The sequence below is a fragment of the Streptomyces sp. NPDC055189 genome, assembly GCF_053606765.1.
This window is the reverse complement of record NZ_JBSGSG010000086.1, coordinates 1-26243: the sequence shown is the minus strand read 5'-3', so window position 1 is coordinate 26243 and position 26243 is coordinate 1. Positions and strand designations below refer to the sequence as shown.

General features: G+C 70.1%; 14 protein-coding genes, 1 tRNA gene and 1 rRNA gene. 4 read left to right on the top strand and 12 right to left on the bottom strand.

The window, feature by feature from the left end; genetic code table 11:
• Positions 1-37 precede the first annotated feature (37 nt).
• The 3 genes from ACWFR3_RS38090 (at position 38) to ACWFR3_RS38080 (ending at position 6853) form a co-directional block, all read left to right on the top strand.
• Entirely contained in the window at positions 38-4729 is a 4692-nt protein-coding gene (locus ACWFR3_RS38090; protein ID WP_453739278.1) for an ATP-dependent helicase, read from the top strand.
• Between the two features lie 318 nt (positions 4730-5047).
• The gene (locus ACWFR3_RS38085; RefSeq protein WP_453739277.1) at positions 5048-5848 is read left to right on the top strand and encodes an Fpg/Nei family DNA glycosylase; all 801 of its coding nucleotides are present in this window, start codon (positions 5048-5050) and stop codon (positions 5846-5848) included.
• A gap of 159 nt (positions 5849-6007) precedes the next feature.
• A complete protein-coding gene (locus ACWFR3_RS38080; RefSeq protein ID WP_453739276.1) occupies positions 6008-6853 on the top strand; it encodes an SDR family NAD(P)-dependent oxidoreductase in 846 nt (281 codons plus the stop codon).
• A gap of 590 nt (positions 6854-7443) precedes the next feature.
• Here ACWFR3_RS38080 and ACWFR3_RS38075 read toward each other — a convergent pair.
• From ACWFR3_RS38075 to ACWFR3_RS38035, 9 genes are all read right to left on the bottom strand, one after another.
• On the bottom strand, positions 7444-7914 hold the full coding sequence (locus ACWFR3_RS38075; protein ID WP_453739275.1) for a Dps family protein: 471 nt from the start codon (positions 7912-7914) through the stop codon (positions 7444-7446).
• 305 nt (positions 7915-8219) lie between these two features.
• On the bottom strand, positions 8220-8594 hold the full coding sequence (locus ACWFR3_RS38070) for a helix-turn-helix domain-containing protein (RefSeq protein WP_135333667.1): 375 nt from the start codon (positions 8592-8594) through the stop codon (positions 8220-8222).
• Between the two features lie 109 nt (positions 8595-8703).
• On the bottom strand, positions 8704-9351 hold the full coding sequence (locus tag ACWFR3_RS38065; protein ID WP_453739274.1) for a CinA family protein: 648 nt from the start codon (positions 9349-9351) through the stop codon (positions 8704-8706).
• Positions 9348-10061, bottom strand: a complete 714-nt coding sequence (gene pgsA, locus ACWFR3_RS38060) for a CDP-diacylglycerol--glycerol-3-phosphate 3-phosphatidyltransferase (protein WP_453739273.1) — start codon at positions 10059-10061, stop codon at positions 9348-9350. Before pgsA ends, ACWFR3_RS38065 begins: the two co-directional genes overlap by 4 nt.
• Positions 10058-11551, bottom strand: a complete 1494-nt coding sequence (rimO, locus tag ACWFR3_RS38055; RefSeq protein WP_453739272.1) for a 30S ribosomal protein S12 methylthiotransferase RimO — start codon at positions 11549-11551, stop codon at positions 10058-10060. Before rimO ends, pgsA begins: the two co-directional genes overlap by 4 nt.
• 102 nt (positions 11552-11653) lie before the next feature.
• Positions 11654-12571, bottom strand: a complete 918-nt coding sequence (locus ACWFR3_RS38050; protein ID WP_453739271.1) for a helix-turn-helix domain-containing protein — start codon at positions 12569-12571, stop codon at positions 11654-11656.
• Between the two features lie 236 nt (positions 12572-12807).
• Complete coding sequence (locus ACWFR3_RS38045; protein WP_453739270.1) at positions 12808-15609, bottom strand: DNA translocase FtsK; 2802 nt, start codon at positions 15607-15609, stop codon at positions 12808-12810.
• Between the two features lie 137 nt (positions 15610-15746).
• Positions 15747-16430 (bottom strand): response regulator, encoded by a 684-nt coding sequence (locus ACWFR3_RS38040; RefSeq protein ID WP_453739269.1) that lies wholly within the window; start codon positions 16428-16430, stop codon positions 15747-15749.
• Between the two features lie 244 nt (positions 16431-16674).
• Positions 16675-22188, bottom strand: a complete 5514-nt coding sequence (locus ACWFR3_RS38035) for a HAMP domain-containing protein (RefSeq protein WP_453739268.1) — start codon at positions 22186-22188, stop codon at positions 16675-16677.
• Positions 22189-22462: 274 nt separating this feature from the next.
• Here ACWFR3_RS38035 and ACWFR3_RS38030 point away from each other — a divergent pair, with 274 nt between their 5' ends.
• Entirely contained in the window at positions 22463-25126 is a 2664-nt protein-coding gene (locus tag ACWFR3_RS38030) for a SpoIIE family protein phosphatase (protein ID WP_453739267.1), read from the top strand.
• A 94-nt stretch (positions 25127-25220) separates the two neighbouring features.
• Here the strand turns inward: ACWFR3_RS38030 and ACWFR3_RS38025 are convergent.
• The 3 genes from ACWFR3_RS38025 to rrf form a co-directional block, all read right to left on the bottom strand.
• Positions 25221-25293, bottom strand: a tRNA-Thr gene (locus tag ACWFR3_RS38025).
• Between the two features lie 86 nt (positions 25294-25379).
• Positions 25380-26042, bottom strand: a complete 663-nt coding sequence (locus tag ACWFR3_RS38020; RefSeq protein ID WP_453739266.1) for a DegT/DnrJ/EryC1/StrS family aminotransferase — start codon at positions 26040-26042, stop codon at positions 25380-25382.
• A 114-nt stretch (positions 26043-26156) separates the two neighbouring features.
• Positions 26157-26243 (bottom strand): 5S ribosomal RNA (rrf, locus tag ACWFR3_RS38015); the annotation flags it as partial.

The following is a 26243-nucleotide window of genomic DNA, read 5'->3' as shown; positions in this document are numbered from 1 at the left end:
CGGCGCAGTTGTCAGTGGCGAGGTGCACGATGGGGTCATGGTCAGGTCCGCACCCAGTGCCCACAGCGCCCTCGATGGGTTCTCCCCCGCGACCCGCAGCTGGTTCACGGGGGCCTTCTCCGCGCCCACGTCCGCGCAGGCCGGGGCGTGGAAGGCCATCGGCGAGGGCTCGGACGTGCTGGTCGTCGCGCCCACCGGCTCGGGCAAGACACTGGCCGCTTTCCTCGCGGCCCTCGACCAGCTGGCCTCGACCCCGCCGCCCGCCGACCCCAAGAAGCGCTGCCGCGTGCTGTACGTGTCTCCGCTCAAGGCCCTCGCGGTCGACGTGGAGCGCAATCTGCGCAGCCCGCTGACCGGCATCCGCCAGGAGTCCGTGCGCCTGGGACGCCCAGAGCCGGAAGTGCGGGTCGGCATCCGTTCGGGCGACACCCCGCCCGCCGAGCGCCGTGCCCTTTCCACACGCCCGCCGGACATCCTGATCACCACCCCCGAGTCGCTCTTCCTGATGCTCACGTCCGCCGCGCGGGACGCGCTCACGGGCATCGAGACGGTCATCCTGGACGAGGTGCACGCCGTCGCGGGCACCAAGCGCGGCGCCCATCTCGCCCTCTCCCTGGAGCGGCTCGACGAACTGCTTCCCAGGCCCGCCCGCCGTATCGGCCTGTCGGCGACGGTCCGTCCGGTGGACGAGGTGGCGCGCTATCTGTCGCCGCAGCGCAGGGTGGAGATCGTCCAGCCGCCGTCCGGCAAGGAATTCGACCTGTCCGTGGTCGTGCCGGTCGAGGACCTCGCCGAGCTCGGCGGTTCCCCGGCCGCCGACGCCGACCAGGGCGCGGAGCGCCCCTCGATCTGGCCGCACGTCGAGGAGCGCATCACCGACCTCGTCCAGGCACACCGCTCGACGATCGTGTTCGCCAACTCACGCCGCCTCGCGGAGCGCCTGTGCAACAGGCTCAACGAAATCGCGTACGAGCGTGCGACGGGAGAGCCCCTCCCCGAAGACCACTCCCCCGCCGAGCTGATGGCCGAGTCGGGCGCGGCCAAGGGCGCCCCTCCGGTCCTCGCCCGGGCCCACCACGGCTCGGTCTCCAAGGAGCAGCGCGCGCTCGTCGAGGAGGACCTGAAGGCGGGCCGCCTGCCCGCCGTCGTCGCCACCTCGAGCCTGGAGCTCGGCATCGACATGGGCGCGGTCGACCTGGTGGTCCAGGTCGAGTCACCGCCCTCCGTGGCCTCCGGCCTGCAGCGCGTCGGCCGGGCGGGTCACCAGGTGGGTGCGGTCTCCACCGGCGTCGTCTTCCCCAAGTACCGAGGGGACCTGGTCCAGGCCGCCGTGGTCACCGAGCGGATGCGGACCGGCTCCATCGAGTCGCTGCGCATCCCGGCCAACCCCCTGGACGTCCTCGCGCAGCAGCTCGTCGCAACGGTCTCCCTCGACACCTGGCAGGTCGACGACCTGCTCGCCCTGGTCCGCCGCGCCGCCTCCTTCGCCTCGCTCCCGGAGTCGGCGTTCACGGCCGTCCTGGACATGCTCGCGGGCCGGTATCCCTCGGACGCCTTCGCGGAGCTGCGCCCCCGCGTGGTCTGGGACCGCGTCGCCGGAACCGTCACCGGACGGCCGGGCGCACAGCGCCTCGCGGTCACCTCCGGAGGCACGATTCCCGACCGTGGCCTCTTCGGAGTCTTCCTCGCCGGCGCCGACCCCAAGAAGGGCGGCGGCCGCGTAGGAGAGCTCGACGAGGAGATGGTCTACGAGTCCAGGGTGGGCGACGTCTTCACGCTCGGCACCAGTTCCTGGCGCATCGAGGACATCACCCGCGACCGCGTGCTCGTCTCCCCCGCCCCCGGTGTCCCCGGTCGCCTCCCCTTCTGGAAGGGCGACCAGCTGGGCCGCCCGCTCGAACTGGGCCGTGCGGTGGGCGCGTTCCTCCGCGAGGTCGGCTCCCTGTCGCGCGACGACGCGCGCGTGCGCCTGCAAGCCGCCGGCCTGGACGATTGGGCGGCCGACAACGTCCTGACGTACCTGGCCGAGCAGCGCGAGGCCTGCGGCCACATCCCGGACGACCGCACGATCGTCGTCGAGCGGTTCCGCGACGAGCTTGGCGACTGGCGGGTCGTGGTGCACTCCCCGTTCGGCGCGCAGGTACACGCGCCCTGGGCTCTCGCGCTCGCCTCCCGGCTGACCGAGCGCTATGGCATGGACGCCCAGGTCATGCACGCCGACGACGGCATCGTGCTGCGCCTGCCCGACGCCGACCTGATGAGCCTGGACCTGCTCGACCAGGAGCCCACCGAACAGCTTCTGGAGTACGACAACGACAAGGCCCCCGTAGGAGCCGCGGACGTCGCCTTCGACAAGGGCGAGGTCAATCAGATCGTCACCGACCAGGTGGGCGGCTCGGCCCTGTTCGCCTCCCGCTTCCGCGAGTGCGCAGCCCGCGCACTGCTGCTGCCGCGCCGCAGCCCCGGAAAGCGCACACCGCTGTGGCAGCAGCGCCAGCGTGCCGCGCAACTGCTCCAGGTCGCGAGCGAGTTCGGATCGTTCCCCATCGTCCTGGAAGCGATCAGGGAGTGCCTCCAAGACGTCTTCGACGTCCCCGGCCTCACGGAACTGATGGGCGACATCGAGTCCCGCAAGGTCCGGCTCGTCGAGGTCACCACCCCCGAACCGTCCCCCTTCGCCCGCTCGCTCCTGTTCGGCTACGTGGCCCAGTTCCTGTACGAGGGCGACTCACCGCTCGCCGAGCGGCGCGCCGCGGCCCTCTCCCTGGACTCCAGGCTGCTCTCCGAGCTCCTGGGCCAGGCGGAGCTGCGCGAGCTGCTCGACGCGGACGTCCTCACGGAACTGGAGCAGGAACTCCAGTGGCGCACGGAGGACCGCCGCATCAAGGACGCCGAAGGCGTCGCCGATCTGCTGCGCCTCCTCGGGCCGCTCACCGACGCCGAGTTGGCCGAGCGCGGCGGCGAGCCGGAGTGGGCGCGGGAGCTGTCCGCCGCCCGCCGCGCGATCCAGGTCCGCATCGCCGGGACCGACCACTGGGCGGCGATCGAAGACGCGGGCCGCCTGCGTGACGCGCTGGGCACCGCGCTGCCGGTCGGTGTCCCCGAGGCGTTCACCGAGCCGGTCAAGGACCCCCTCGGCGACCTCATCGCGCGGTTCGCACGCACGCACGGCCCCTTCACCTCCGCCACGGCCGCCGCCCGCTTCGGCCTCGGAGCGGCGGTCACCGAGGGCGCGCTGCAGCGCCTTGCCGCGGCCGGACGTGTCGTACAGGGAGAGTTCCATCCGGCGGGCATCGGCCAGGAGTGGTGCGACGCGGCCGTCCTGCGCCGGCTGCGCCGCCGCTCCCTGGCGGCGCTCCGGCACGAACTGGAACCGGTGCCGCCCGCCGCACTCGCCCAGTTCCTGCCCCAGTGGCAGCACTTGAGCGGACACGGACTGCGGGGCCTCGACGGGCTTGTGCGTGCCATCGAGCAGCTGCAGGGGGCGACCGTGCCCGCCTCCGCACTCGAGAAGCTCGTGCTGCCCTCCCGCGTCTCCGGATACGCACCCGCGATGCTCGACGAACTCACCGCGGCCGGCGAGGTCGTGTGGGCCGGGTCCGGATCCCTGCCCGGCAAGGACGGCTGGGTCTCCCTCTATCTGGCCGACGCCGCGCCCCTGCTCCTGCCGCCGGCCCACCCCCTTGAGCTCACCGCGCTCCACCAATCGGTCCTGGACACCCTCTCCGGGGGGTACGGCCTGTTCTTCCGGCAGATCGCCGACCAGATCCGCGCCACCACCCACCCCGAAGCCTCCGACCTCCAACTGGCCGACGTGATCTGGGATCTGGCCTGGTCCGGACGGCTCACGAACGACACGCTCGGCCCGATGCGCTCGCTCCTCGGCTCGGGCCGCACCGCGGGCTCCACCGCCCACCGCGCCAAGCGCAGCGTCCCGCGCGGGCGCTACGGCACACTGACGGCCGCCGCCCGCCCCACATCGCGTACGGGCCCGCCGACCGTCGCGGGCCGGTGGTCACTGCTCCCAACCCACGAACCCGACCCCACCCTGCGCGCCCACGCCCTTGCCCGCACCCTCCTGGACCGGCACGGCGTGGTCACCCGTGGGGCGGTCGCGGCCGAGGGAGTCGAGGGCGGCTTCTCGGCGACGTACCGCGTCCTGTCCGCTTTCGAGGACAGCGGGCAGGCGCGGCGCGGCTATGTGGTCGAAGGGCTCGGCGCCGCCCAGTTCGCCATGGACGGCGCGGTGGACCGATTGCGCGCGGCGGCGAATGCGCGTGAACGCACGGACAGTTCACCGTCCGCCATGAACTACTCTCCGCGCTCCTCGGACAACCAGGCCCTCGTCCTGGCCGCCGCCGACCCGGCCAACGCCTACGGAGCCGCACTTCCCTGGCCCGATCCGCCCACCGACGCGGGCCACAAGCCGGGTCGCAAGGCGGGCTCCCTGGTCGTCCTGGTCGACGGCGAACTGACCCTCTACATGGAGCGCGGCGGCAAAACCCTGCTGGCCTGGCCCTCGGCCCCACAGGACGACGCCCCTGCCACCGAGGACGCCCGCCTGCACCTGGCCGCCGAAGCCCTCGCCGCGGCGGCCCGGGCGGGCTCACTCGGCACGGTCACGGTCGAGCGCATCAACGGAGGCTCTTCCCTGACGTCCCCCTTCGCACCCCTCCTGGAAGGAGCAGGCTTCCACGCCACCCCACGCGGCCTGCGCCTGCGCGCGTGACACCGCCTCACGCACGACGCGTAGCGCCCAAGGAGTAGTACGTCCCTTACCCCGACCCGCCCTTGGCCACCGGGCAGGCAAACCCCGGCCGCCGGCCCACCCCGACCACCCGGCCCGCCACCGCCGCCCGATTGACGGACCAGGCCGCACCCGCTCTGCCCGCAGCAGCCCGCCACCGGACCACCCCTCCGGCCAGCCGCCAAAGACCGCGGTCCGCACCCTCGCTCTGTCCCGCCCCCTCCGCCCCACCCCCGTCAGCCGCGCCCGCACCCCCTCGCCTAGCCCTCGCCCCGCCCTCCACATGCCACCCTGGACCTCATGCCCGAAGGCGACACCGTCCACCAGGCAGCCCGGCGTCTGCACACCGCCCTCGCCGGGCACACCGTCACGCTCTCCGACCTCCGCGTCCCGAAGCTCGCGACCGTCGACCTCACCGGACGCACCGTCCTGGACGTCACCCCACGCGGCAAGCACCTCCTCACCCGCTTCGAGGGCGGGCTCACCCTGCACTCGCACCTGCGCATGGACGGCTCCTGGCGGGTGTACACCCCCGGCGAGCGCTGGAACGGCGGCCCCGGGTACCAGATCCGGGCGATCCTGGGCACCGCCGAGCGCACGGCAGTCGGCTATCGCCTGCCCGTGCTCGAACTCCTGCGTACCGCCGACGAGCACAAGGCCGTGGGTCACTTGGGTCCCGACCTCCTGGGCCCCGACTGGGACCCCGACCAGGCCCTCGGCAACCTCCTGGCGACCCCCGACCGCCCCCTGGGCGAGGCCCTGCTCGACCAGCGCAACCTCGCGGGCATCGGCAACGTCTTCAAGTGCGAGATCTGCTTCCTCCTGGGCGTCACCCCCTGGCTCCCCGTGGGCGAGCTCCCCGCCGAGACGGCCGCACGCATCCCCGCCCTCTCCAAGAAGCTCCTGGAAGTCAACCGCGACCGCCCGGCGCGCATCACCACGGGCCGCGACCGCCCGGGCCACCGCCTGTACGTCTACGGCCGCGCGCCCCGGCCCTGCCTGCGCTGCGGCACCCCCGTCCGCAAGGGCCAGCAGGGCGACGGCTCCCGCGACCGCCCCACGTACTGGTGCCCCACCTGTCAACCAGGCCCGACCTCCTGAACTCCTAAGCTCCCGGCCTCCTGAACCCCTGAGCTCTGGAACTCCTGCGCCCGCCACCCCTCCGCTCAGGCCAAACGCCGAACCCCGCTCACCCAGCAACCCACACCCACACCCACCCGCTAGTTGACGCCCCGTCAGATGCAGCCGTACCGTCCCGTCATGCCCCTCTCGGCGTACGACCTCAGCGGACGCACGGCATTCGTCACCGGCGCGGCCAGCGGTATCGGCAGAGCCTCGGCCGTGCTCCTCGCGGAAGCGGGCGCCACTGTCCACTGCGCCGACCGCGACACCCGGGGGCTCCACGAGACGGCGACGCTCATCAAGGCCGTGGGCGGCACCGCGCACACCCATTACCTGGACGTGGCGGACAGAGCCCAGGTCGACCAGGCCGTCGCGACCGCCACCGCCGCCACCGGCCGACTGGACATCATGGCCGCCATCGCCGGGATCATGCACAACAGTCCGGTCCTGGAGACCCGCGACGAGGACCTCGACCGGGTCCTGAACATCAACTTCAAGGGCGTCCTGTACGCCTGCCAGGCCGCGGCCCGCGCAATGATCGAGGCAAACACCAACACTGCGAACCCCGACACTGCGAACCCCGGCACGGCCAACCCCGCCGAAGCCAACGGCTCCCGCCGCCCCGGCAGCATCATCACCATGGCCTCCGGCGCCGTGGACACCGGTGGCCCCGGTCTCCTCTGCTACGGCGCGGCGAAGGCCGCCGTCGTCCAGCTAACGAAGACCCTCGCCACCGAGGTGGGCCGGCATGGCATCCGCGTCAACGCCGTCGCCCCGGGCTGGATCCGCACCCCCATGACCGACCGCCACGACAGCGACGCACAGGCGCACACCGAGGGGCTCATGGTCCGCATGTCCCCGCTGGGCCGCGTCGGCGAACCGGAAGACATCGCGCACGCCGTCCTGCACCTGGCATCCGACGCATCCGCCTTCACGACGGGCCAGATCCTCCGCCCGAACGGCGGCGTCGCCATGCCTTGGTGACAGCATCGCCGGCGGCCCGCGAAGCAGCCTTGCCGGCCTTGACCGTAAGCTCCCCGGACCGCCGCGCCCACTGCGCCCACTGCGGCCCCCGCCCCGTCGCACCGCAAGGCTCCCCCGGCGCACGGTCCGGCCGCCGAGCGCGCTCCCTGGCCAGGGCCGCGGCGCTCAATGCCCGCGACTTCGGCACACAGTGCACCGGCAGCAGGCTCAGCCCCCACCCGCCGGCCGCCACCGCCCCCTCAAGAACACCCGCATCGGGCGCGAGCGCCAGGCGCAGTACCCCCCACCACCAGAGCGCACCGAGCGCCAGAGCCGGCGCCCACCGCACGACTCTCCATGCCACGGCCACCACCTCCGAACGATCGAGGCCCGCGCCAGGCCCCGCACGGAGCCCTCACGAGGCCCGCTCGATGCCCGGCACCCGGCGCCGGACACCCGGTCGACGCAAGACGCCCGGTCGGTCGACGCTAGACGCCCGCCTTCACCGGACGGGAGGGCGCACCACAGCGCACACGAGGCACGGACACCGCGGCACGGCCACCGCCCTGCTCAACGACTCCGCGCGCCCCGATAACCTCCGCGCGATCCGATCAGCCGTTCTCCGCCTGGAACATCCAGTGATGCTTCTCCAGATCAGCCGTGATCCCGATGAAGATGTCCTGGCTCACCGGATCCGCCTCACCGGTCGCTCCGACCCGCTCCCGCATCCGTGTGATCACCGCACCGAGCGCGTCCACGAGCGTGCCCACCGCGTCAGCGTCCTTGACCCAACCACCGGCGACCTCGCCGATGCCGCTGCTGCGCGCCACGGTCCCGGCCCGGCCGTCGGGCGAGACGCCGAGCGTGGACGCCCGCTCGGCCACCGTGTCGGAGTGCAGCCGCGCCGTGTCCACGACCTCGTCGAGCTGCAGATGTACGGAGCGGAATCGCGCGCCGACGACGTTCCAGTGGATCTGCTTGGCCACCAGGGAAAGGTCGACCAGATCCACGAGCGCCCCCTGCAGGGCGTCCGAAACCGTCTTCAGATCCGCATCCGACAGAGGACTCTTCACGACATACATGCAACCTCCAAAGATCATGGGATCCCGTGAGCTAAAATCCCCACCAAATATTGCACAAGTACTCTAATAGGGACATCCAGCAAGCTTCTTGGAGCATGAACTAGTGACCTCAAGAAGCTGCTTCAAACTCCTGGAAAGCTGCCGGAGAGCTGCCGGACAGCTACCGGAAAGCCGCTGGAAGCCGCTCCGCCCCAGCGGCGAACAGCACCCCAAACCGCACGGAACGCACGAAAGCCCCGACCGGTAACCCGGCCGGGGCTTCTCACATCTGAGCGCTCAAGCAGCGTGCACAGTCCAGCGCAGCATCACGCGGCGACGACGTCCACCGCCTCCGCAGGCGCTTTGATCGTCACCCGTTCCGGCGGCACACCGCTCACCGAGACGGAATTGAGCATCGGGCGAACCGGTGTACGAACCGGTTCCGTAGCCGCTGCCGACGCAGCCAGTTCGGCGAGAGAGAGCTCATCGCTCACCTCGCGCATGAGCTCGGACATCCGTACGTCAAGCGCGTCGCAGATCGCGGAAAGCAGTTCGGAGGATGCCTCCTTCTGCCCCCGCTCCACCTCGGAAAGATAGCCGAGCGAGACTCGGGCGGACGAGGAGACTTCGCGCAGAGTACGGCCCTGGCGCTGGCGCTGCCGACGCAGCACGTCACCCAGCAGGCGACGGAGCAGAATCATCGGTGGCTCCCTCCTCGGACCGCGTAGCCGCATCCTTCACGCCCCACCGTACCGCCTCGCGCGGCGGCCGTGCGGGGAGCGATGTCGTGTTCACTCAGGGCTGCAAACATCAAGTCCCCCCGTTCTGTTCCGTATCCTGTGCCCGCCCATTCCCAGCACGTTCGCCGGACAGCCGCTCGAGCAGCAGCCTGAGCACGCTCCGTACACTCTCCATACGAATGTCCGAACGGCCACCGTTCAACCGCAGCGCCGCCACTTTCCCCTCAGAGCGAAGCGCGGAACCCGGTCCATCGACCGTGGAATCTGGCCCATCGGCCGCGGAAACTAGCCCATCGGCCGCCGAATCAGACCCGCCGACGGCGGAATCCAGCCCGCCGACCACGGAAACAGGCCCGTCGACCGCCACGAAAACGGTCCCGACCGCCTGCCCGTCCTGCGGATCCGGCCCGGCGACGCCCGTGGTCGCTATCCCCCAGTCCGCGCCCATGACCTTGCGCACACCGGCCGCCATCTGCAGCGCCACCTCGGCATCCACAGCGCCGCGCTCCGCCAACAGAGTGCCGTCGACTCCGAGCACCTGCTGCTTCAGCTCGGTCGCGTACGCCGTCACGGACCCCCGGAAGACCCGGGAGGCTCCCGGCACCACCGTCACCTCGGCGGCCACCAGGCCCCCGGTGAGCGACTCCGCGACGGCGAGCGTCTCGCCCCGCGCCTCAAGGAGCCGCAGCACCTCCGCGGCCGGACCTGCGGACGTCACGTCGCCGACTCCCTGGCCCCCTCGCCGGAGGCCGCAGCGGACGCGGAAGCCGCTTCCGCCGCCTCCGCGAGCCCGAGGCGACGCAGCACGACGGCCTGCCGCACATAGTCGAGGCCGGTCAGGACGGTCAGGACGACGGCGACCGCCATCACCCAGAACCGCAGCGTGGCGAGCGGCCCGGTCAGCGCGAGGACGTACATCCCGGCCGCCGTGCCCTGCCAGAGCGTCTTCATCTTGCCGCCGCGACTGGCCGGAATGACACCGAAGCGGATCACCCAGAACCGCAGCAGTGTGATTCCGAGCTCACGTCCGAGAATGACGCCCGTCACCCACCAGGGAAGATCGCCGAGGTAGGAGAGACAGACCAGCGCGGCGCCCATGATCGCCTTGTCGGCGATGGGGTCGGCGATCTTTCCGAAGTCCGTGACCAGGTTGTATGTACGTGCCAGGTGCCCGTCGAACAGGTCAGTGATCATGGCTACGGCGAAGGCTGCCCAGGCCCAGGCACGCCAGGCCGGGTCGTACCCGCCGTCGGCGAGCAGCAGCATCACGAAGCCGGGCACCAGGAGCAGCCGGATCACCGTCAACAAATTGGCGACGTTCCACACGCTGGCTTGATTGACGGCCGCAGCGCCCAACTTTCCACCGCGCACCGGCTTGGCGCCCTGCGCGCCGGAGCCGCCCGCCGCGGATGCCGGGACTCCGGTCATCTGCGCGCCTCCTCGGCCGGGATCCGGGGCTCGTGCCCCAGAATTTCGCTGTACTCAGCCACCAGGTCCACGCCTTCCGTGCCGACGACCTTTGCCACGACCATACGGCCGACCTGCAGGTCATCCCCACCCGTGGGGCCCGCAAAGCGAATCTGGCCGTCCGTCTCGGGCGCCTGGTGCGCCGCCCGGCCGATCGCGCCGTCCTCCTCGTCCACGGACTCCACAAGCACCTCGACGGTCTCACCGAGACGGTCGTCGGCGCGCTGCGAGGTCAGCTCCTCGGCGAGCCGCGAGATGCGCGCGAGCCGCTCGTCGACGACGTCCTGGTCCAGCTTCTTGTCGTACGTCGCCGCTTCCGTGCCCTCCTCGTCGGAGTACCCGAAGACGCCGATGGCGTCCAGCCGCGCACCCGTGAGGAACCGCTCGAGCTCGTCCACGTCGGCCTCGGTCTCGCCGGGGAAGCCCACGATGAAGTTGGACCGCACGCCGGCCTGCGGAGCCTTCGTACGGATGGTGTCCAGAAGCTCCAGGAACCGGTCGGTGTCCCCGAAGCGCCGCATCGACCGGAGCACGGTGGGCGACGAGTGCTGGAAGGAAAGGTCGAAGTAGGGCGCGACCTTCTCGGTGGACGTCAGTACGTCGATGAGTCCGGGGCGCATCTCGGCGGGCTGGAGGTAGCTGACCCGCACCCGCTCGATCCCGTCGACGGCCGCCAGCTCGGGCAGCAGCGTCTCCAGGAGCCGGATGTCGCCGAGGTCCTTGCCGTACGAGGTGTTGTTCTCGGAGACGAGCATGACCTCCTTGACGCCCTGCTCGGCCAGCCAGCGCGTCTCGCCGAGCACGTCCGAGGGGCGCCGCGAGATGAAGGACCCGCGGAAGGAGGGGATGGCGCAGAACGAGCAGCGCCGGTCGCAGCCGGACGCCAGCTTCACCGAGGCGACGGGGTTGGTGCCCAGGCGCCGCCGCAGCGGGGCGCGCGGCCCGGAGGCGGGCGCGAGGCCCTCGGGCAGGTCCACGGGCGCGTGTCCGGGCAGCGCGACGTCGGAGCCGGCCTCCTGCCGCTCGGCAGGGCTGATAGGCAGGAGCTTGCGCCGGTCACGCGGGGTGTGGGCCTCGACACTGCCGCCGCCGAGGATGGTGTTCAGACGGCTGGAGATGTCGGAGTAGTCGTCGAAGCCGAGGACACCGTCGGCTTCGGGGAGGGCTTCGGCGAGCTCCTTGCCGTAGCGCTCGGCCATGCAGCCGACGGCGACGACGGCCTGGGTCTTGCCGTGCCCCTTGAGGTCATTGGCTTCCAGGAGGGCGTCGACGGAGTCCTTCTTGGCGGCTTCGACGAATCCACAGGTGTTGACTACGGCGACGTCCGCGTCTTCAGCGGCCTCGACGAGCTGCCAGCCGTCCGCCTCCAAGCGGCCTGCGAGCTCCTCCGAGTCCACCTCATTGCGGGCGCAGCCAAGAGTGACAAGGGCGACGGTGCGGCGTTCGGGCATGCTCTCAAGACTACTTTGTCCCTGCCCGGGCCCCCGCCGCGAGGGTCCGGGCCCCGTCCCGCAGGGCACACGAGGCACACAAGGCGCACGAGACGCACAAGGTCAGCCGACCTCGGGATCGCCCTTGGTGTACGTCAGCCGCTCGACCTGACCGGGATCGAATTCGTTGTCGACGGCCTTGCCGTTCACGAACAGTGCGATCGCGCCCGCGTCACCGAGCACCAGGTCGATCTTCTGCTTGTCCGTGAAGGTCTTCGACTTGCCCTCTTCGAGGACGCCGTCGAAGAGCGTCCGGCCGTTGTGGTCCTTGGCCGAGATCCAGCTGCGCCCGTCCGGGGCGCTGACCTTCACCGTGACCTTGTCCTTGGGGGCACCGGCGATCGCGCTGTCCGACGGGTCGGGCTTGGGGTCGGCGGGCTTGTCGGGCGTCGGCTTCGTGGCGGGCTTGCTGGTGGCGGGCGATGCGCCCTCGGCCTGCGACTTCGCACCGCCGGTGTCCTCGTCGCCCCCGCTGAACGCGGTGAACCCGACGAAGCCGATGACGGCGACGATCGCCGCGACCATGGCCGCGGTCCAGTTGGGCCGGCGCGGATCGGACCTGATGCGTTCGGCCTCGAAGAGCGGCGCCGCCGGAGTGGGCGCGGGCGGGCGGCCACCGTGCGCCTTGTCGTACTGGGCCAGGAGAAGGGCGGGATCGACTCCCACGGCGCGTGCGAGCGTCCGGATGTGGCCGCGGGCGTAGACATCGCCGCCGCACCGGGAGAAGTCGTCCTGTTCGATCGCGTGCACGATCGGGACGCGCACCCGGGTGGACGCGCTGATCTCGTCGACGGTCTGGCCCGAGTCGATACGTGCCTGCTGCAGCGTGCGCCCGATCGAGGGCTCCTCGACTGCCGGGCTCTCGGCTGCCGCAACGTCCTCAGCGGGCCTGTCTTCGGCGGGCTGATGGCCGGTGGGCCGGTCGTCTGTAGGTCGGTGGTCTGAAGGGCGGTCGTCTTCAGGGGAGTTGCCGATGGACACGGGGGCGCCTTTCGAGCGTGTAGCCACCTGCCGGATGTTCAGTCTAGGGGGGTTCGGAAAGGGTGGGGCAACTGGGCGAGGGACTTTGTACGCCATCGGAATGGCCGGACATCCTGATGTTGGAACAGCCGGAGATCCCGCCGTCGCGACGGCCGGACATCCTGATGTTGGTACATGGTGCGGTCCCTCCCCTCAACTTGACGTGTGCCGAAGGGAAACGGTTGCCTGCCGCACCCTTATGGGTGAGCCTCCCCGCGGATCACCGCGAGCACGCCATCCAGCTCATCGGGTTTCACAAGAACGTCACGAGCCTTCGAACCCTCGCTCGGCCCCACGATGCCGCGCGATTCCATGAGGTCCATCAGCCGCCCGGCCTTCGCGAAGCCGACGCGCAGCTTGCGCTGGAGCATCGACGTGGACCCGAACTGAGTGGAAACCACCAGTTCAGCGGCCTGGCAGAGCAGATCGAGATCGTCGCCGATGTCCTCGTCGATCTCCTTCTTCTGCTTGGTCGCGACGGTGACGTCGTCCCGGAAGACGGGCGCCATCTGGTCCTTGCAGTGCTGGACGACCGCGTGGATCTCTTCCTCGGTGACGAAGGCGCCCTGCATTCGGGTGGGCTTGTTCGCCCCCATCGGCAGGAAGAGCCCGTCACCCTTGCCGATCAGCTTCTCGGCACCCGGCTGGTCGAGGATGACGCGGCTGTCGGCGAGCGAGGAGGTCGCGAAGGCGAGCCGTGAGGGCACGTTCGCCTTGATCAGACCGGTCACGACGTCCACGGAAGGACGCTGCGTGGCGAGCACGAGGTGAATACCGGCCGCACGCGCGAGCTGCGTGATGCGGACGATCGAGTCCTCCACGTCGCGCGGGGCGACCATCATCAGGTCGGCGAGCTCGTCGACGATCACCAGGAGGTACGGGTACGGGCTGAGCTCCCGCTCGCTGCCCTCGGGCGTCTTGAGCTTGCCCTCGCGGACGGCCTGGTTGAAGTCGTCGATGTGCCGGTAGCCGAAGGCCGCGAGGTCGTCGTAGCGCAGATCCATCTCGCGTACGACCCACTGGAGCGCCTCGGCGGCCCGCTTGGGGTTGGTGATGATCGGCGTGATCAGGTGCGGGATGCCCTCGTACGCGGTGAGCTCGACGCGCTTGGGGTCGACGAGGACCATCCGGACGTCCTCGGGGGTCGCCCGCATCATGATCGACGTGATCAGGCAGTTGATGCAGGACGACTTTCCGGAGCCGGTGGCACCGGCGACCAGGATGTGCGGCATCTTCGCCATGTTGGCCATGACGAAGCCGCCCTCGACGTCCTTGCCGAGCGCGACCAGCATGGGGTGATCGTCCTCGGCCGCGTCCGCGAGGCGCAGCACGTCGCCCACGTTGACCATCTCGCGGTCGGAGTTCGGGATCTCGATGCCGACCGCGGATTTGCCGGGGATGGGGCTGATGATGCGCACGTCGGGGCTCGCGACCGCGTACGCGATGTTCTTGGCCAGAGCCGTGATCTTCTCGACCTTTACCGCCGGGCCGAGCTCGACCTCGTACCGCGTGACGGTGGGGCCGCGCGTGAAGCCGGTGACGTCGGCGTCGACCTTGAACTCGCTGAAGACGGTGCTGAGCGAGGCGACGACCGCGTCGTTGGCGGCACTGCGGGACTTGCCGGGGCCGCCGCGCTCGAGCAGGTCGAGCGTGGGCAGCGAGTACGTGATGTCGCCGGCGAGCTGGAGCTGCTCGGCGCGCGGCGGGAGATCGCGGGGCTTGTCCGAGGGCGACTTGGTCAGGTCCGGCACTCCGGAGTCCTCGGACTCACCGGGCTTCTTGCGCCGCACGCCGGGCGGCGGGCTGTCAGCGGCGCGTGCGGGGCTGTCGGCGGCCGACGCGGGACTCTCGGTGGCGCGCGCGGTCGGCACCGGCACCGAGCCCTCGGCGGGCTTCTGGTCGCGCTCCCCGGAGACGCCCTGCGTAAGGTCGGCGACCAGCGGCGAGGGTGGCATGCCGTTCATTACGGCGCCGTCCAGGGCGGCGGCAGCGGCGGCCGCCACGTCCACGGCGTCCATCGGCCGGTCCATCGAGGGCTGCGAAGACGCCCTGCGGGGCCTGCGCCGCCGGGTGAGCGCCTCTTCCTCCGCCTGGTCCGGGTCGTACGGCCCGGCGGCCTCCGCGCGCCTGCGCGGCCGTGCGGGCAGCGCCTCGCGCCACTGCTCCTCGTACCGCTCGTCGTCGCCGTAGTCGCCCTGCATCTCTTCGGGCTCAGCCTGGACGATGCCGAGCTTGGTGCCGAGCAGCCGAAGACGCTGCGGGATGGCGTTGACGGGCGTCGCCGTGACCACGAGCAGTCCGAAGACGGTCAGCAGGACGAGCAGCGGTACGGCGAGGACCTCGCCCATCGTGAAGATCAGCGGAGTGGACGTGGCCCAGCCGATGAGGCCGCCCGCGTCCCTTATGGCCTCCATGCCGTCCGCGCGGGCGGGCGAACCGCAGGCGATGTGCACCTGGCCGAGCACGCCGATGACGAGCGCGGACAGGCCGATCACGATGCGGCCGTTCGCCTCGGGCTTCTCGGGGTGCCTGATGAGGCGTACGCCGATGACCGCGAGCAGTATCGGAAGGAGCAGGTCGAGGCGGCCGAACGCGCCGGTCACCAGCATCTCGACGAGATCGCCGACCGGGCCGCGCAGATTCGACCACGTGCCCGCGGCGACGATCAGCGCGACACCGAGAAGCAGCAGCGCGACGCCGTCCTTGCGATGGGCCGGGTCGAGTCCCTTGGCGCCTCGCCCTATGCCGCGGAACAGCGCACCCACGCTGTGCGCGAGACCGAGCCAGAGGGCGCGCGCGAGGCGGTACACGCCGCCCGTGGGACTGGGCGCCGGCTTCGGTACGGGCTTCTTCGCCACGGCTTTCTTGGCGGGCGCCTTCTTCGCCGGAGCCTTCTTGGCGGGCGGTTTCTTGGCGGCGGCCTTCTTCGCCGGAGCCTTTGTGGGCGCGACCGCCTTCTTCGCGGGCGTCTTCTTGGCTGCGGACGGACGTGAGGCCATGGGGTTGAGGTTACCGGTGGAGACCACTGCGGACACGTGTGCCTACTGCTTCACCCGTTTGTGTCGCCCTTGCGGGGGCGGTGAACTGACGGACGTTCACCGCCTCCGGTCGGGCTTCGCCCGGTGTCCGCACCGGTTCAGTTCTGCGAGGACACCGAAGGCGCACCGCTGCCGGTGCCCGGCTCCAGGGCGTCAAGAGCCCGCCGAAGGCCGGTGAGTTTGCGTTCGAGATGGGCCGCGGTGGCGACTGCGGCAGCATCCGCCGAGTCGTCGTCGAGCTGTTTCGACAGCGCCTCCGCCTGTTCCTCGACCGCCGCGAGGCGCGCCGAAAGCTCGGCGAGAAGCCCCGCGGGCTCCTTGGTGTCACCCGCCGCCGACTTGCCGCCGCCCTCGAGCTGGAGACGCAGCAGGGCTGCCTGCTCCCGCAGTTGGCAGTTCTTCATGTAGAGCTCGACGAACACCGAGACCTTCGCGCGCAGCACCCACGGATCGAACGGCTTGGAGATGTAGTCCACCGCGCCGGCCGCGTAACCCCGGAAGGTGTGGTGCGGCCCGTGGTTGATGGCGGTGAGGAAGATGATCGGGATGTCCCGGGTCCGTTCTCGCCGCTTGATGTGCGCGGCGGTTTCGAAACCGTCCATGCCCGGCATCTGGACGTCCAGCAGAATGACCGCGAAGTCGTCCGTCAGCAGAGCTTTGAGCGCTTCCTCCCCGGACGATGCCCGTACCAGGGTCTGATCGAGCGCAGAGAGGATGGCCTCCAGCGCCAGCAGATTCTCCGGCCGGTCATCGACCAGGAGGATCTTGGCCTTCTGCACCATGGCCCGCCCTCCTCGTCCCGGCGGTACACCGGGCGCCGCCCCAGGGGACGACTCCCTTACGCCGTCCGTCCTTGTGCCGGTCATGGTAGCCGCACCCCGCCTGTCGCCACACCCTGTCACCGCGATGTCACCGTGCACGTAGCAGAAACGCGGTGGGAGACCAGAAGGTTCCCCGTATATCGCGGTTCTACACGGCTTCGGCCACACTCTGTCAGCAACTCCGCGTAATGAAGCCTCTTCTCGGTCACTCCCCGCGCATCCACTGCTCCATCACCGAGAGCAGATGATCCGGGTCGACCGGCTTCGTAACGTAATCGGACGCGCCGGAGTCGATAGCCTTCTCCCGATCTCCCTTCATGGCCTTCGCGGTGAGCGCGATGATCGGGAGTCCGGCGAACTGCGGCATCCTGCGGATCGCCGTCGTCGTCGCGTACCCGTCCATCTCCGGCATCATGATGTCCATCAGGACGACCGTCACGTCGTCGTGCTGTTCCAGGACCTCGATGCCCTCGCGGCCGTTCTCCGCGTACAGCACCGAGAGGCCGTGCTGCTCCAGGACGCTGGTGAGCGCGAAGACGTTGCGGATGTCGTCGTCGACGATGAGTACTTTCTCACCGCCGAACTGGTAGCCGGGACGCGCGGCCGGCGACTCCTGCCCCGCGGTCGGCCACTGCTCCTGCGAGCGCGGCTCCTGAGGCTCCCTGGCGCCCTGCCCCGGCAGCACCGGCGGCTGCTCCGAAGACGCGTGCGCGGCACGACGGCGGCGCCGGAACAGCGTGCCGGACTCCGGCGTCTCGTCCGTCTGCGGGGGCGTGACGTCCTCGCGCTGCGGCGGCTGCTCGGCCGTGGACGGAGCCTCCTCCAGAGCGAGCCTCGACGGCGTTCCCGGCAGGGGCGCCAGCTGCGTGTAGCCCTGGGGCGGCAGTTCGCTCGGGTGCAGCGGCAAATAGAGCGTGAACGTCGAGCCGCGGCCCGGTTCGCTCGCCGCGTGGATCTCTCCGCCGAGGAGACGCGCGATCTCCCGGCTGATGGAGAGCCCGAGTCCCGTACCGCCGTACTTCCTGCTCGTCGTCCCGTCGGCCTGCTTGAACGCTTCGAAGATGACCCGCATCTTGCTGCCCGCGATCCCGATGCCCGTGTCGCTCACCGAGAAGGCGATCAGATCGGCGTCCGCGTCCCGCAGCGAACCCGCCTCCAGGAGCTGCTCGCGGATGGCGTTGGGCACATCGGCGTTGGCGTGCCGGATCACCAGCTCGACCGCTCCGGAGTCGGTGAACTTCACCGCGTTGGACAGGAGGTTGCGCAGCACCTGCAGGAGGCGCTGCTCGTCCGTGTGCAGCGTCGCGGGCAGTTCCGGGGACACCCGTACGGAGAAGTCGAGCCCCTTCTCCGCGGTCAGCGGCCGGAAAGTGGCCTCTACGTAGTCCACGAGTTGCACCAGGGCGATGCGCGTCGGGGAGACGTCCATCTTGCCCGCCTCGACCTTGGAGAGGTCGAGGATGTCGTTGATGAGCTGCAGCAGGTCCGAGCCCGCCCCGTGGATCGTCTCGGCGAACTCCACCTGCTTGGGGGTGAGGTTGGCGTCGGCGTTGTCGGCGAGCAGCTTGGCGAGGATCAGCAGGGAGTTGAGCGGCGTGCGCAGCTCGTGCGACATGTTCGCCAGGAACTCGGACTTGTACCGCATGGAGACGGCGAGCTGTTCGGCGCGCTCCTCCAGGACCTGCCTGGCCTCTTCGATCTCGGTGTTCTTGACCTCGATGTCGCGGTTCTGCTGGGCGAGCAGCTCGGCCTTCTCCTCCAGTTCGGCGTTCGAGTCCTGCAGCGCCTTCTGCCGGTTCTCCAACTCCGCCGATCGCTCGCGCAGTTGCTCGGTCAGCTCCTGCGACTGCTTGAGCAGCACCTCGGTCTTCGTGTTGACGCTGATGGTGTTGACGCTCGTCGCGATCATTTCGGCGATCTGGCTGAGGAAGTCCTTCTGGATCTGCGTGAACGCCTGGAAGGCGGCCAGCTCGATCACACCGAGGACGGTCCCTTCGAAGAGCACCGGAAGGACGATCACCTGGGCGGGCGGCGCCTCGCCGAGGCCGGAGGCGATCCGCAGATAGCCGGACGGCGCGTTCTCCACGAGGATCGTGCGCCGCTCCTGCGCGGCGGTGCCGATCAGCGTCTCACCGGGCCTGAAGGACGTCGGCATGGAGCCCATGGAGTAGCCGTAACTGCCCATCATGCGCAGTTCGTACGCGTCCTCCTGCTCGGCACCGGGCTCCGCGGCGTCGTCCGTGGGCAGGGCCAGGAAGAAGGCGCCGTGCTGTGCGGAGACCACCGGCGTCAGCTCGCTCATGATCAGCGAGGCGACGTCCTCCAGGTCGCGGCGGCCCTGCATCAGACCGGAGATGCGGGCCAGGTTGCCCTTGAGCCAGTCCTGTTCCTTGTTGGCGAGGGTGGTGTCGCGGAGGTTGGCGATCATCGAGTTGATGTTGTCCTGCAGGACCTGGATCTCGCCCGCGGCATCCACGTCGATCTTCAGGTTCAGGTCGCCGCGGGTCACCGCGGTGGCGACCTCGGCGATGGCACGCACCTGGCGGGTCAGGTTCCCGGCCATCTCGTTCACCGATTCGGTGAGGTCGCGCCACGTCCCGTCGACGTCCCGCACCCGCGCCTGACCGCCCAGCTGCCCTTCCGTACCCACCTCGCGGGCCACGCGCGTGACTTGCTCGGCGAAGGACGACAGCTGGTCGACCATCGTGTTGATCGTGGTCTTCAGCTCCAGGATCTCGCCCCGGGCGTCGATGTCGATCTTCTTGGTCAGATCGCCCTTGGCGATCGCGGTGGTGACCATCGCGATGTTGCGGACCTGGCCGGTGAGGTTGGAGGCCATGCCGTTCACGGACTCCGTCAGGTCCTTCCACGTACCCGACACTCCGGGCACCCGGGCCTGACCGCCGAGGATGCCGTCCGTGCCCACCTCGCGGGCCACACGGGTCACCTCGTCCGCGAACGAACTCAGCGTCTTCACCATCGTGTTGACGGTGTCGGCGAGCTGCGCGACCTCGCCGCGCGCCTCGACGGTGACCTTCTTGGTGAGGTCTCCGTTGGCGACCGCCGCCGCGACCTGGGAGATGTTGCGCACCTGGCCGGTCAGGTTGTTCGCCATCAGGTTGACGTTGTCGCTGAGGTCCTTCCACGTGCCGGTGACGCCAGGCACCCGCGCCTGGCCGCCCAGGTTGCCCTCCGTGCCCACCTCGCGGGCCACGCGGTTCACCTGCTCCGCGAAGTTCGACAGCTGGTCGACCATCGTGTTCACGGTGGTGACGAGCTCGAGGATCTCGCCCTTCGCGTCGACGGTGATCTTCTTGGAGAGGTCGCCCATGGCGACGGCGGTGGTGACCTCGGCGATGTTGCGGACCTGAAGGGTCAGGTTGTTCGCCATGCCGTTCACGGACTGCGTGAGGTCCTTCCAGGTGCCGGAGACACCCTGCACCTCCGCCTGCCCGCCCAGGATGCCGTCGGTGCCCACCTCGCGGGCGACCCTCGTCACCTGCTCGGCGAAGGCCGAGAGCTGGTCCACCATCGTGTTCAGCGTGTTCTTCAGTTCGAGGATCTCGCCGCGCGCGTCCACGTCGATCTTCTGCGACAGGTCACCGCGCGCCACCGCGGTCGCGACCTGCGCGATGTTGCGGACCTGGGCGGTGAGGTTGCCGGCCATGCCGTTCACGGAGTCGGTCAGATCGCGCCAGACACCGGCCACGCCGGGCACCTGCGCCTGCCCGCCGAGGCGGCCCTCCGTGCCCACCTCTCGGGCCACCCGGGTCACCTGGTCGGCGAAGGCGGAGAGCTGGTCGACCATCGTGTTGATGGTGTTCTTGAGCTCAAGGATCTCGCCGCGCGCGTCCACGTCGATCTTCTGCGACAGGTCGCCCCGCGCCACCGCCGTCGTGACCTGGGCGATCTGACGTACCTGCGACGTCAGGTTCCCCGCCATGAAGTTGACGGAGTCGGTCAGTTCCTTCCAGGTGCCGCTGACGCCGTCCACGCGCGCCTGGCCGCCGAGGCGCCCCTCGGTGCCCACGTCACGGGCCATCCGCGTGACCTGATCGGCGAACGACGACAGCTGGTCCACCATCGTGTTCACGGTGTTCTTCAACTGAAGCATCTCGCCGGAGACGTCGACGGTGACCTTCTGCGACAGGTCACCGTTGGCGACCGCCGTCGTCACCTGGGCGATGTTGCGGACCTGGCCCGTGAGGTTGCGGAAGGCCGTGTTGACCGAGTCCGTCAGGTCCTTCCACGTACCGGCCGCGCCCTGCACCTGCGCCTGGCCGCCGAGCTCACCCTCGACGCCGATCTCCCGCGCCACTCGCGTCACTTCCGCGCCGAAGGCGGAGAGCTGGTCCACCATCGTGTTCACGGTGTTCTTCAGCTCGAGCATCTCGCCCGCGACATCGACGGTGACCTTCTGCGAGAGATCACCGTTGGCGACCGCCGTCGTGACCGTCGCGATGTCGCGCACCTGCGTGGTGAGGTTCCGGAAGACCGTGTTCACCGAGTCGGTGAGGTCCTTCCACGTCCCCGCCGCGCCCGGCACGTTCGCCTGACCGCCCAGCTGCCCCTCGGCACCGACCTCGTTCGCGACGCGGGTGACCTCGTCCGCGAACGTACGCAGCGTCTCGGTCATCTGGTTGATCGTCTCGGCGAGTTGGGCGACCTCGCCGCGGGCACTCACCGTCACCTTCTGGGACAGATCGCCGTTCGCGACGGCCGTCGTGACCTGGGCGATCCCGCGCACCTGTGCGGTGAGATTGCCGGCCATAAGATTCACCGAGTCGGTGAGGTCCTTCCACACTCCCGCCACACCAGGCACCTGCGCCTGGCCGCCGAGCTCGCCCTCGGTGCCCACCTCGCGCGCGACACGGGTCACCTCGGAGGAGAACGAAGAGAGCTGGTCCACCATCGTGTTGACGGTGTTCTTCAGCTCCAGCATCTCGCCGGCGACGTGAACCGTCACCTTCCGGGACAAGTCACCCTTGGCAACCGCCGTCGTGACGAGAGCAATGTCACGTACCTGCGCGGTGAGCCGGTACGCCATGGTGTTCACCGAATCCGTGAGGTCCTTCCACGAACCGGACATTCCGCGTACCCGTGCCTGACCGCCCAGCTTGCCCTCGGTGCCCACTTCGCTGGCCACGCGCGTGACCTCGTCGGTGAACGTCGAAAGCTGGTCGACCAGGTTGTTGACCGTCCGGCCGACCTTCAGGAACTCCCCGCGCAGCGGGTGGCCACTGCCCTCGTCCGCCTGCGCCCGCAGCTCCATCCGCTGCTCCAGGTCGCCCTCCGCCACCGCGGAGAGCACCCGCCCGACCTCGGAGACGGGGCGTACGAGGTCTTCGACCAGCGCGTTCGACGCGTCGATCGCCGCGGCCCACGAGCCCTCGCTCGCGCCGCTCTCCAGGCGCTCCGTGAGCTTTCCCTCACGTCCGACCATGCGCCGGACGCGCGAGAGCTCACCGGTCAGATGCAGATTCCGGTCGGCCACCTCGTTGAAGACGGCGGCGATCTCGGACATGACGTCGTCACCGGAGACCGTGAGCCGCTTGCGGAAGTTTCCGTCCCGCATGGCCGCGAGCGCCGCGAGCAACCTGTTCAGGGCCGCCGTGTCCACAGACGTAGTCGCCCCGTGGCGCGGTTTGCGCTGTTTACTGAGGGACTGTCCGTCTTTCGCGCGCGTTTTAGTGCCCCGCGTCGCTGCGCCAGACTCCACTGTGTCCCTCCCGCAAGGGTCGACCGTACTGCTCGGGTTACCTGGGCTCTCTCCAAGAAGCTTGCCCAGTGTTTCACCATGGCTGAACCAGGCCATAACAGTTCGGCAGCTTCGCACACCGTTCCGCAAACCCTCCGGGCGGAAACACTGACGACCGGCATCAGCATGGACGGCGAAGGTAAGTAACCTGGCATCCGGCTGTCCAACCACCTCGGTCCTGCCCGGCCTGGGCGGTGGCACACGTACAAGCGGGCATCGGAGGGGCGGCCGCACCATGGTGGGAGATCTGGGCGTCGATACTCGTACGAGGAGTTCTGTGATCACCGCGCGCGCGGCTGCGACTTTCGACCCCGTCGGGCGTTCCGTCGCGACGGCACGCTCCTTTGTCCGCGACACCCTCCAGGGCTGGGGGTTCACGGACATCGTCGACGACGCGGTCGTCCTCACCAGCGAGCTGGTCACCAACGCCGTCGTCCACGCCGGAACCGCCGCGGACGTCCTCTGCCTCCGCAGCGAGGACGCCGTCCGCATCGAGGTCTCCGACCACTATCCGGAACGCGAGATCCCGCTCCAGCAGTCCGCCGTCAACATGGGCAACCCGGACCGCGAGGGCGGCCGCGGCCTCCAGCTGTGCGCGGCGCTCGCCACCCGCTGGGGCGTCGACTACACCCCCACGCAGAAGCAGGTCTGGTTCCAACTCGACCTCCCCGACCGCTCGGTGGGCACCCGCGCCGCAGGACCCGCACTCCCGGCCGAGCTGCTCCCGCTCACCGACGGCAGAGTCCGCGTGGCCGTCGTGCAGATCGACCGCGTGGGCGCGATCTCCGCCTGGAACGAAGACGCGGAGGAACTCTTCGGGTACGCGGCCGAACAGGTCACCGGCAAACCACTCACCGACCTCGCCGCCTGGCCGCACACCCCGGGCACGAGCACCGGCATCGTCGAGGCCCTGCGCCTCTCCCGCTGGGAGGGCAGCTACGGCATCCGCGGTTCCGACGGCCGCGTGACCCCCGTCTACGCCTCGCACCTGCGCGTCCGCGACGCCGACGGCGAGCCCTCCACGGTCTGCCTGCTCGTCCGCGACGACGAGCGCGCCGTCCTGCAGACCCCGCTGCGAGGCCCCGCCCCCGAGCCCGGAACGCTCACCGAGGCGCACCCCGCCGACCCCTTCGAGGTCTTCATCGGCTCCCCCGCGCCGGACGACCTCGACGGTCTGCTCCAGCGCACGGTCGAGCGCGCCCGCGACATGCTCGACGGCGACGCCGCCTTCCTGCTCCTCGCCACGGACGACGAGACGGAGCTGGAGGTCCGGGCCTCCACAGGCCTTCCGTCGGCCCGTCAGCGCTTCGCCCGCGTCCCCGTGGAGGCGGGCCCCGGACGGTACGGCTCCGCCCGCATGCCGGCCGTACACGAAGACCTCACGGTCGTCCCCGGCGCCGTCCCGCTCCTCAGCGGCACGGGCATGCGCTCCGTGGTCACGGTCCCCCTGAAGGTCGAGGGCCGCCTCACGGGCTCCCTGGGCGTCGCCGCGGAGTCCCCCGACCGGTACTCGAACGAAGAAGCCCTGCGCCTGCAGTTCGCCGCGGACCGCATCGCCCTGGCCGTCGAGTCCGCGCGCCTGGGCGAGCTCGAGCGCCTGCGCCGCGGTTCGCTCTCCTTCCTCGTCGAGGCCTCGGACCTCCTCGCCGGCACCCTGGACCGCGACCAGACCCTGGCCCTCATGGCCCAGATGACGGTCCCGACGCTCGCCACCTGGTGCGCCGTCTACACGATCGCCGACCAGGCGTCCGAGCCCTACCTCTCGTACGTCCTGCATGAGGACGAGGAGCGCATCGACGGCCTCAAGGCGCTCCTCTCCAAGATCGCCCCTCCCGACCCCGTACCGACCCCCGGAGCCCGCGTCTGGGCCGCCCCCTCCGAAGCGGCCCACCAGGCCGCCCTGCGCACCTCCATGCGCAGCCTCGGCCTCGGTGAGCCCCTGAGCCTGGGCTCGGGAATCGGCACGACGCTCTCCACGGCGTCCGCGGTGGGCGGCGAGACGGTCGTCCTGCCCCTGGTCGCCCGCAACCGCGTCATCGGCATGCTCACGCTGGGCAAGCCCTCCGACGAGCACTTCCGCCAAGAGATCCTGGAATTGGCCGAAGATCTCTCCCGCCGAGCCGCCCTCGCCCTGGACAACGCCCGCCTGTACTCGGAGCGCATGGCCATCAGCCAGTCCCTCCAGCGCAGCCTGCTGCCGCCGGGGCTCCCGCAGGTCCCTGGCGTCGAGGTCGACGTCATCTACCGCGCGGCCGGCGAGGGGAACGAGGTCGGCGGCGACTTCTACGACCTCTTCCCCATCCGCGACGGCGCGTACGGCTTCGCGATCGGCGACGTCTGCGGCACGGGCCCGGAGGCCGCCGCGGTCACCGGCCTGGCCCGCCACGCCCTGCGTCTCCTCGCCCGTGAGGGCTTCGGCGGCCCCGCGGTCCTGGAGCGCCTGAACGCCGCGATCCTCGACGAGGGCGCCCGCAGCCGCTTCCTGACCCTGCTGTACGGGGAGTTGTGGCCGCAGGAGGACGGCTCGGCCGTGCTGAAGATCGTCTGCGCGGGCCACCCGCTCCCGCTCCGCCTGCGCCAGGACGGCACGGTGGAGCCGTACGCGGAGCCGCAGCCGCTGCTCGGCGTCATGGAGGACCTGGAGCTCTACGAACAGACGATGACGCTCGATCCGGGCGATGTCCTGCTCTGCGTGACGGACGGAGTCACCGAGCGCCGCGAGGGCACCCGCATGCTCGGCGACGACGGCCTCGCTGACGTTCTCACGACCTGCACGGGCCTGACGGCCGGCGCGGTCGCGGCCCGCATCATGCGGGCGGTGGAGCGCTTCGCGTCGGACGCTCCGTCGGACGACATGGCGATCCTCGCCATGCGGGTTCCCGGCCTCCAGAAGGACTGAGGGCCACACCGGCGGGGGCCCGCTCCGGCCCCCGCCCCGGGAAACGAAAAAGTCCCCGCCCAATTGGGCGGGGACTTCTGCTTCTTGCTCTCTGAGCCCCCATGCGGAATCGAACCGCAGACCTTCTCCTTACCATGGAGACGCTCTACCGACTGAGCTATAGGGGCCTGTTGCGCTTTCGCGGTTTCCCGCTTCGCAACGGAATAAAGCATACCCCGAACTCAGGCCTGGTCCGAACCGCCGTTCACCCTCTTCAGAAGGCGGGCTGCAACAGCCCTCCGAGGGCATTGCACGCCGATACGACGCGCTGCAGTCCACGCCGCGACATGGCCGCGTCGACCGGCAGCGCCAGCGTCTCGTCCGCGGCGCGCTCGGTCTCCGGAAGATAGACGTCACGCCAGAAATCCGACGTGCGGTGAACGGGCGTCTTCACGGGCACCCGGCAGTCAATTCCCTTGGCCCGCACGGCACGTGCGAACGCGTCCCGGTCCGGCCGCCCGTTGCCGGGCACCCGCACGACGTACTGCTGATAGCTGTGCCCCTCGACGCCGTCCGGGGTGATCACACCGCCGAGCCGCCCACTGAGATAGACCGCGTGCGCCCGCCGCTGGGCGAGCTCGTCGTACGGCGCGTCCGGCTCGCCCCGCTCGAGCACGAGAATCCCGTGCCGCTGCCCGATGTCCCGGAGCCGCCTGACATCCGCCGGGTGCCCGAAGCGGTGCACGACCACGACAGCGGCCGTACGGGAGGTCACGGCGGCGTTCACCGCGTCAGGATCGAGGCAGTACGTCGCCCTGTCTATGTCCGCGAAGACGGGCACGGCCCCTGCCAGAACCACGGCCTCGGCGATCTCGACGTCCCCGTACGCCGGCACGATGACCTCGTCACCGGCACCGACACCTGCGGCTCGCAACATGCCAACTGTCTGCATGACTCTGATGCTGGCGGCGGAACGTGAACGGCAAGTGACGCAAAACAAAAAAGAGCTGGTCCCTGAACCGAAGTTCAGGGACCAGCTCTTCTAATAATAGTTCGGCGGCGTCCTACTCTCCCACAGGGTCCCCCCTGCAGTACCATCGGCGCTGTGAGGCTTAGCTTCCGGGTTCGGAATGTAACC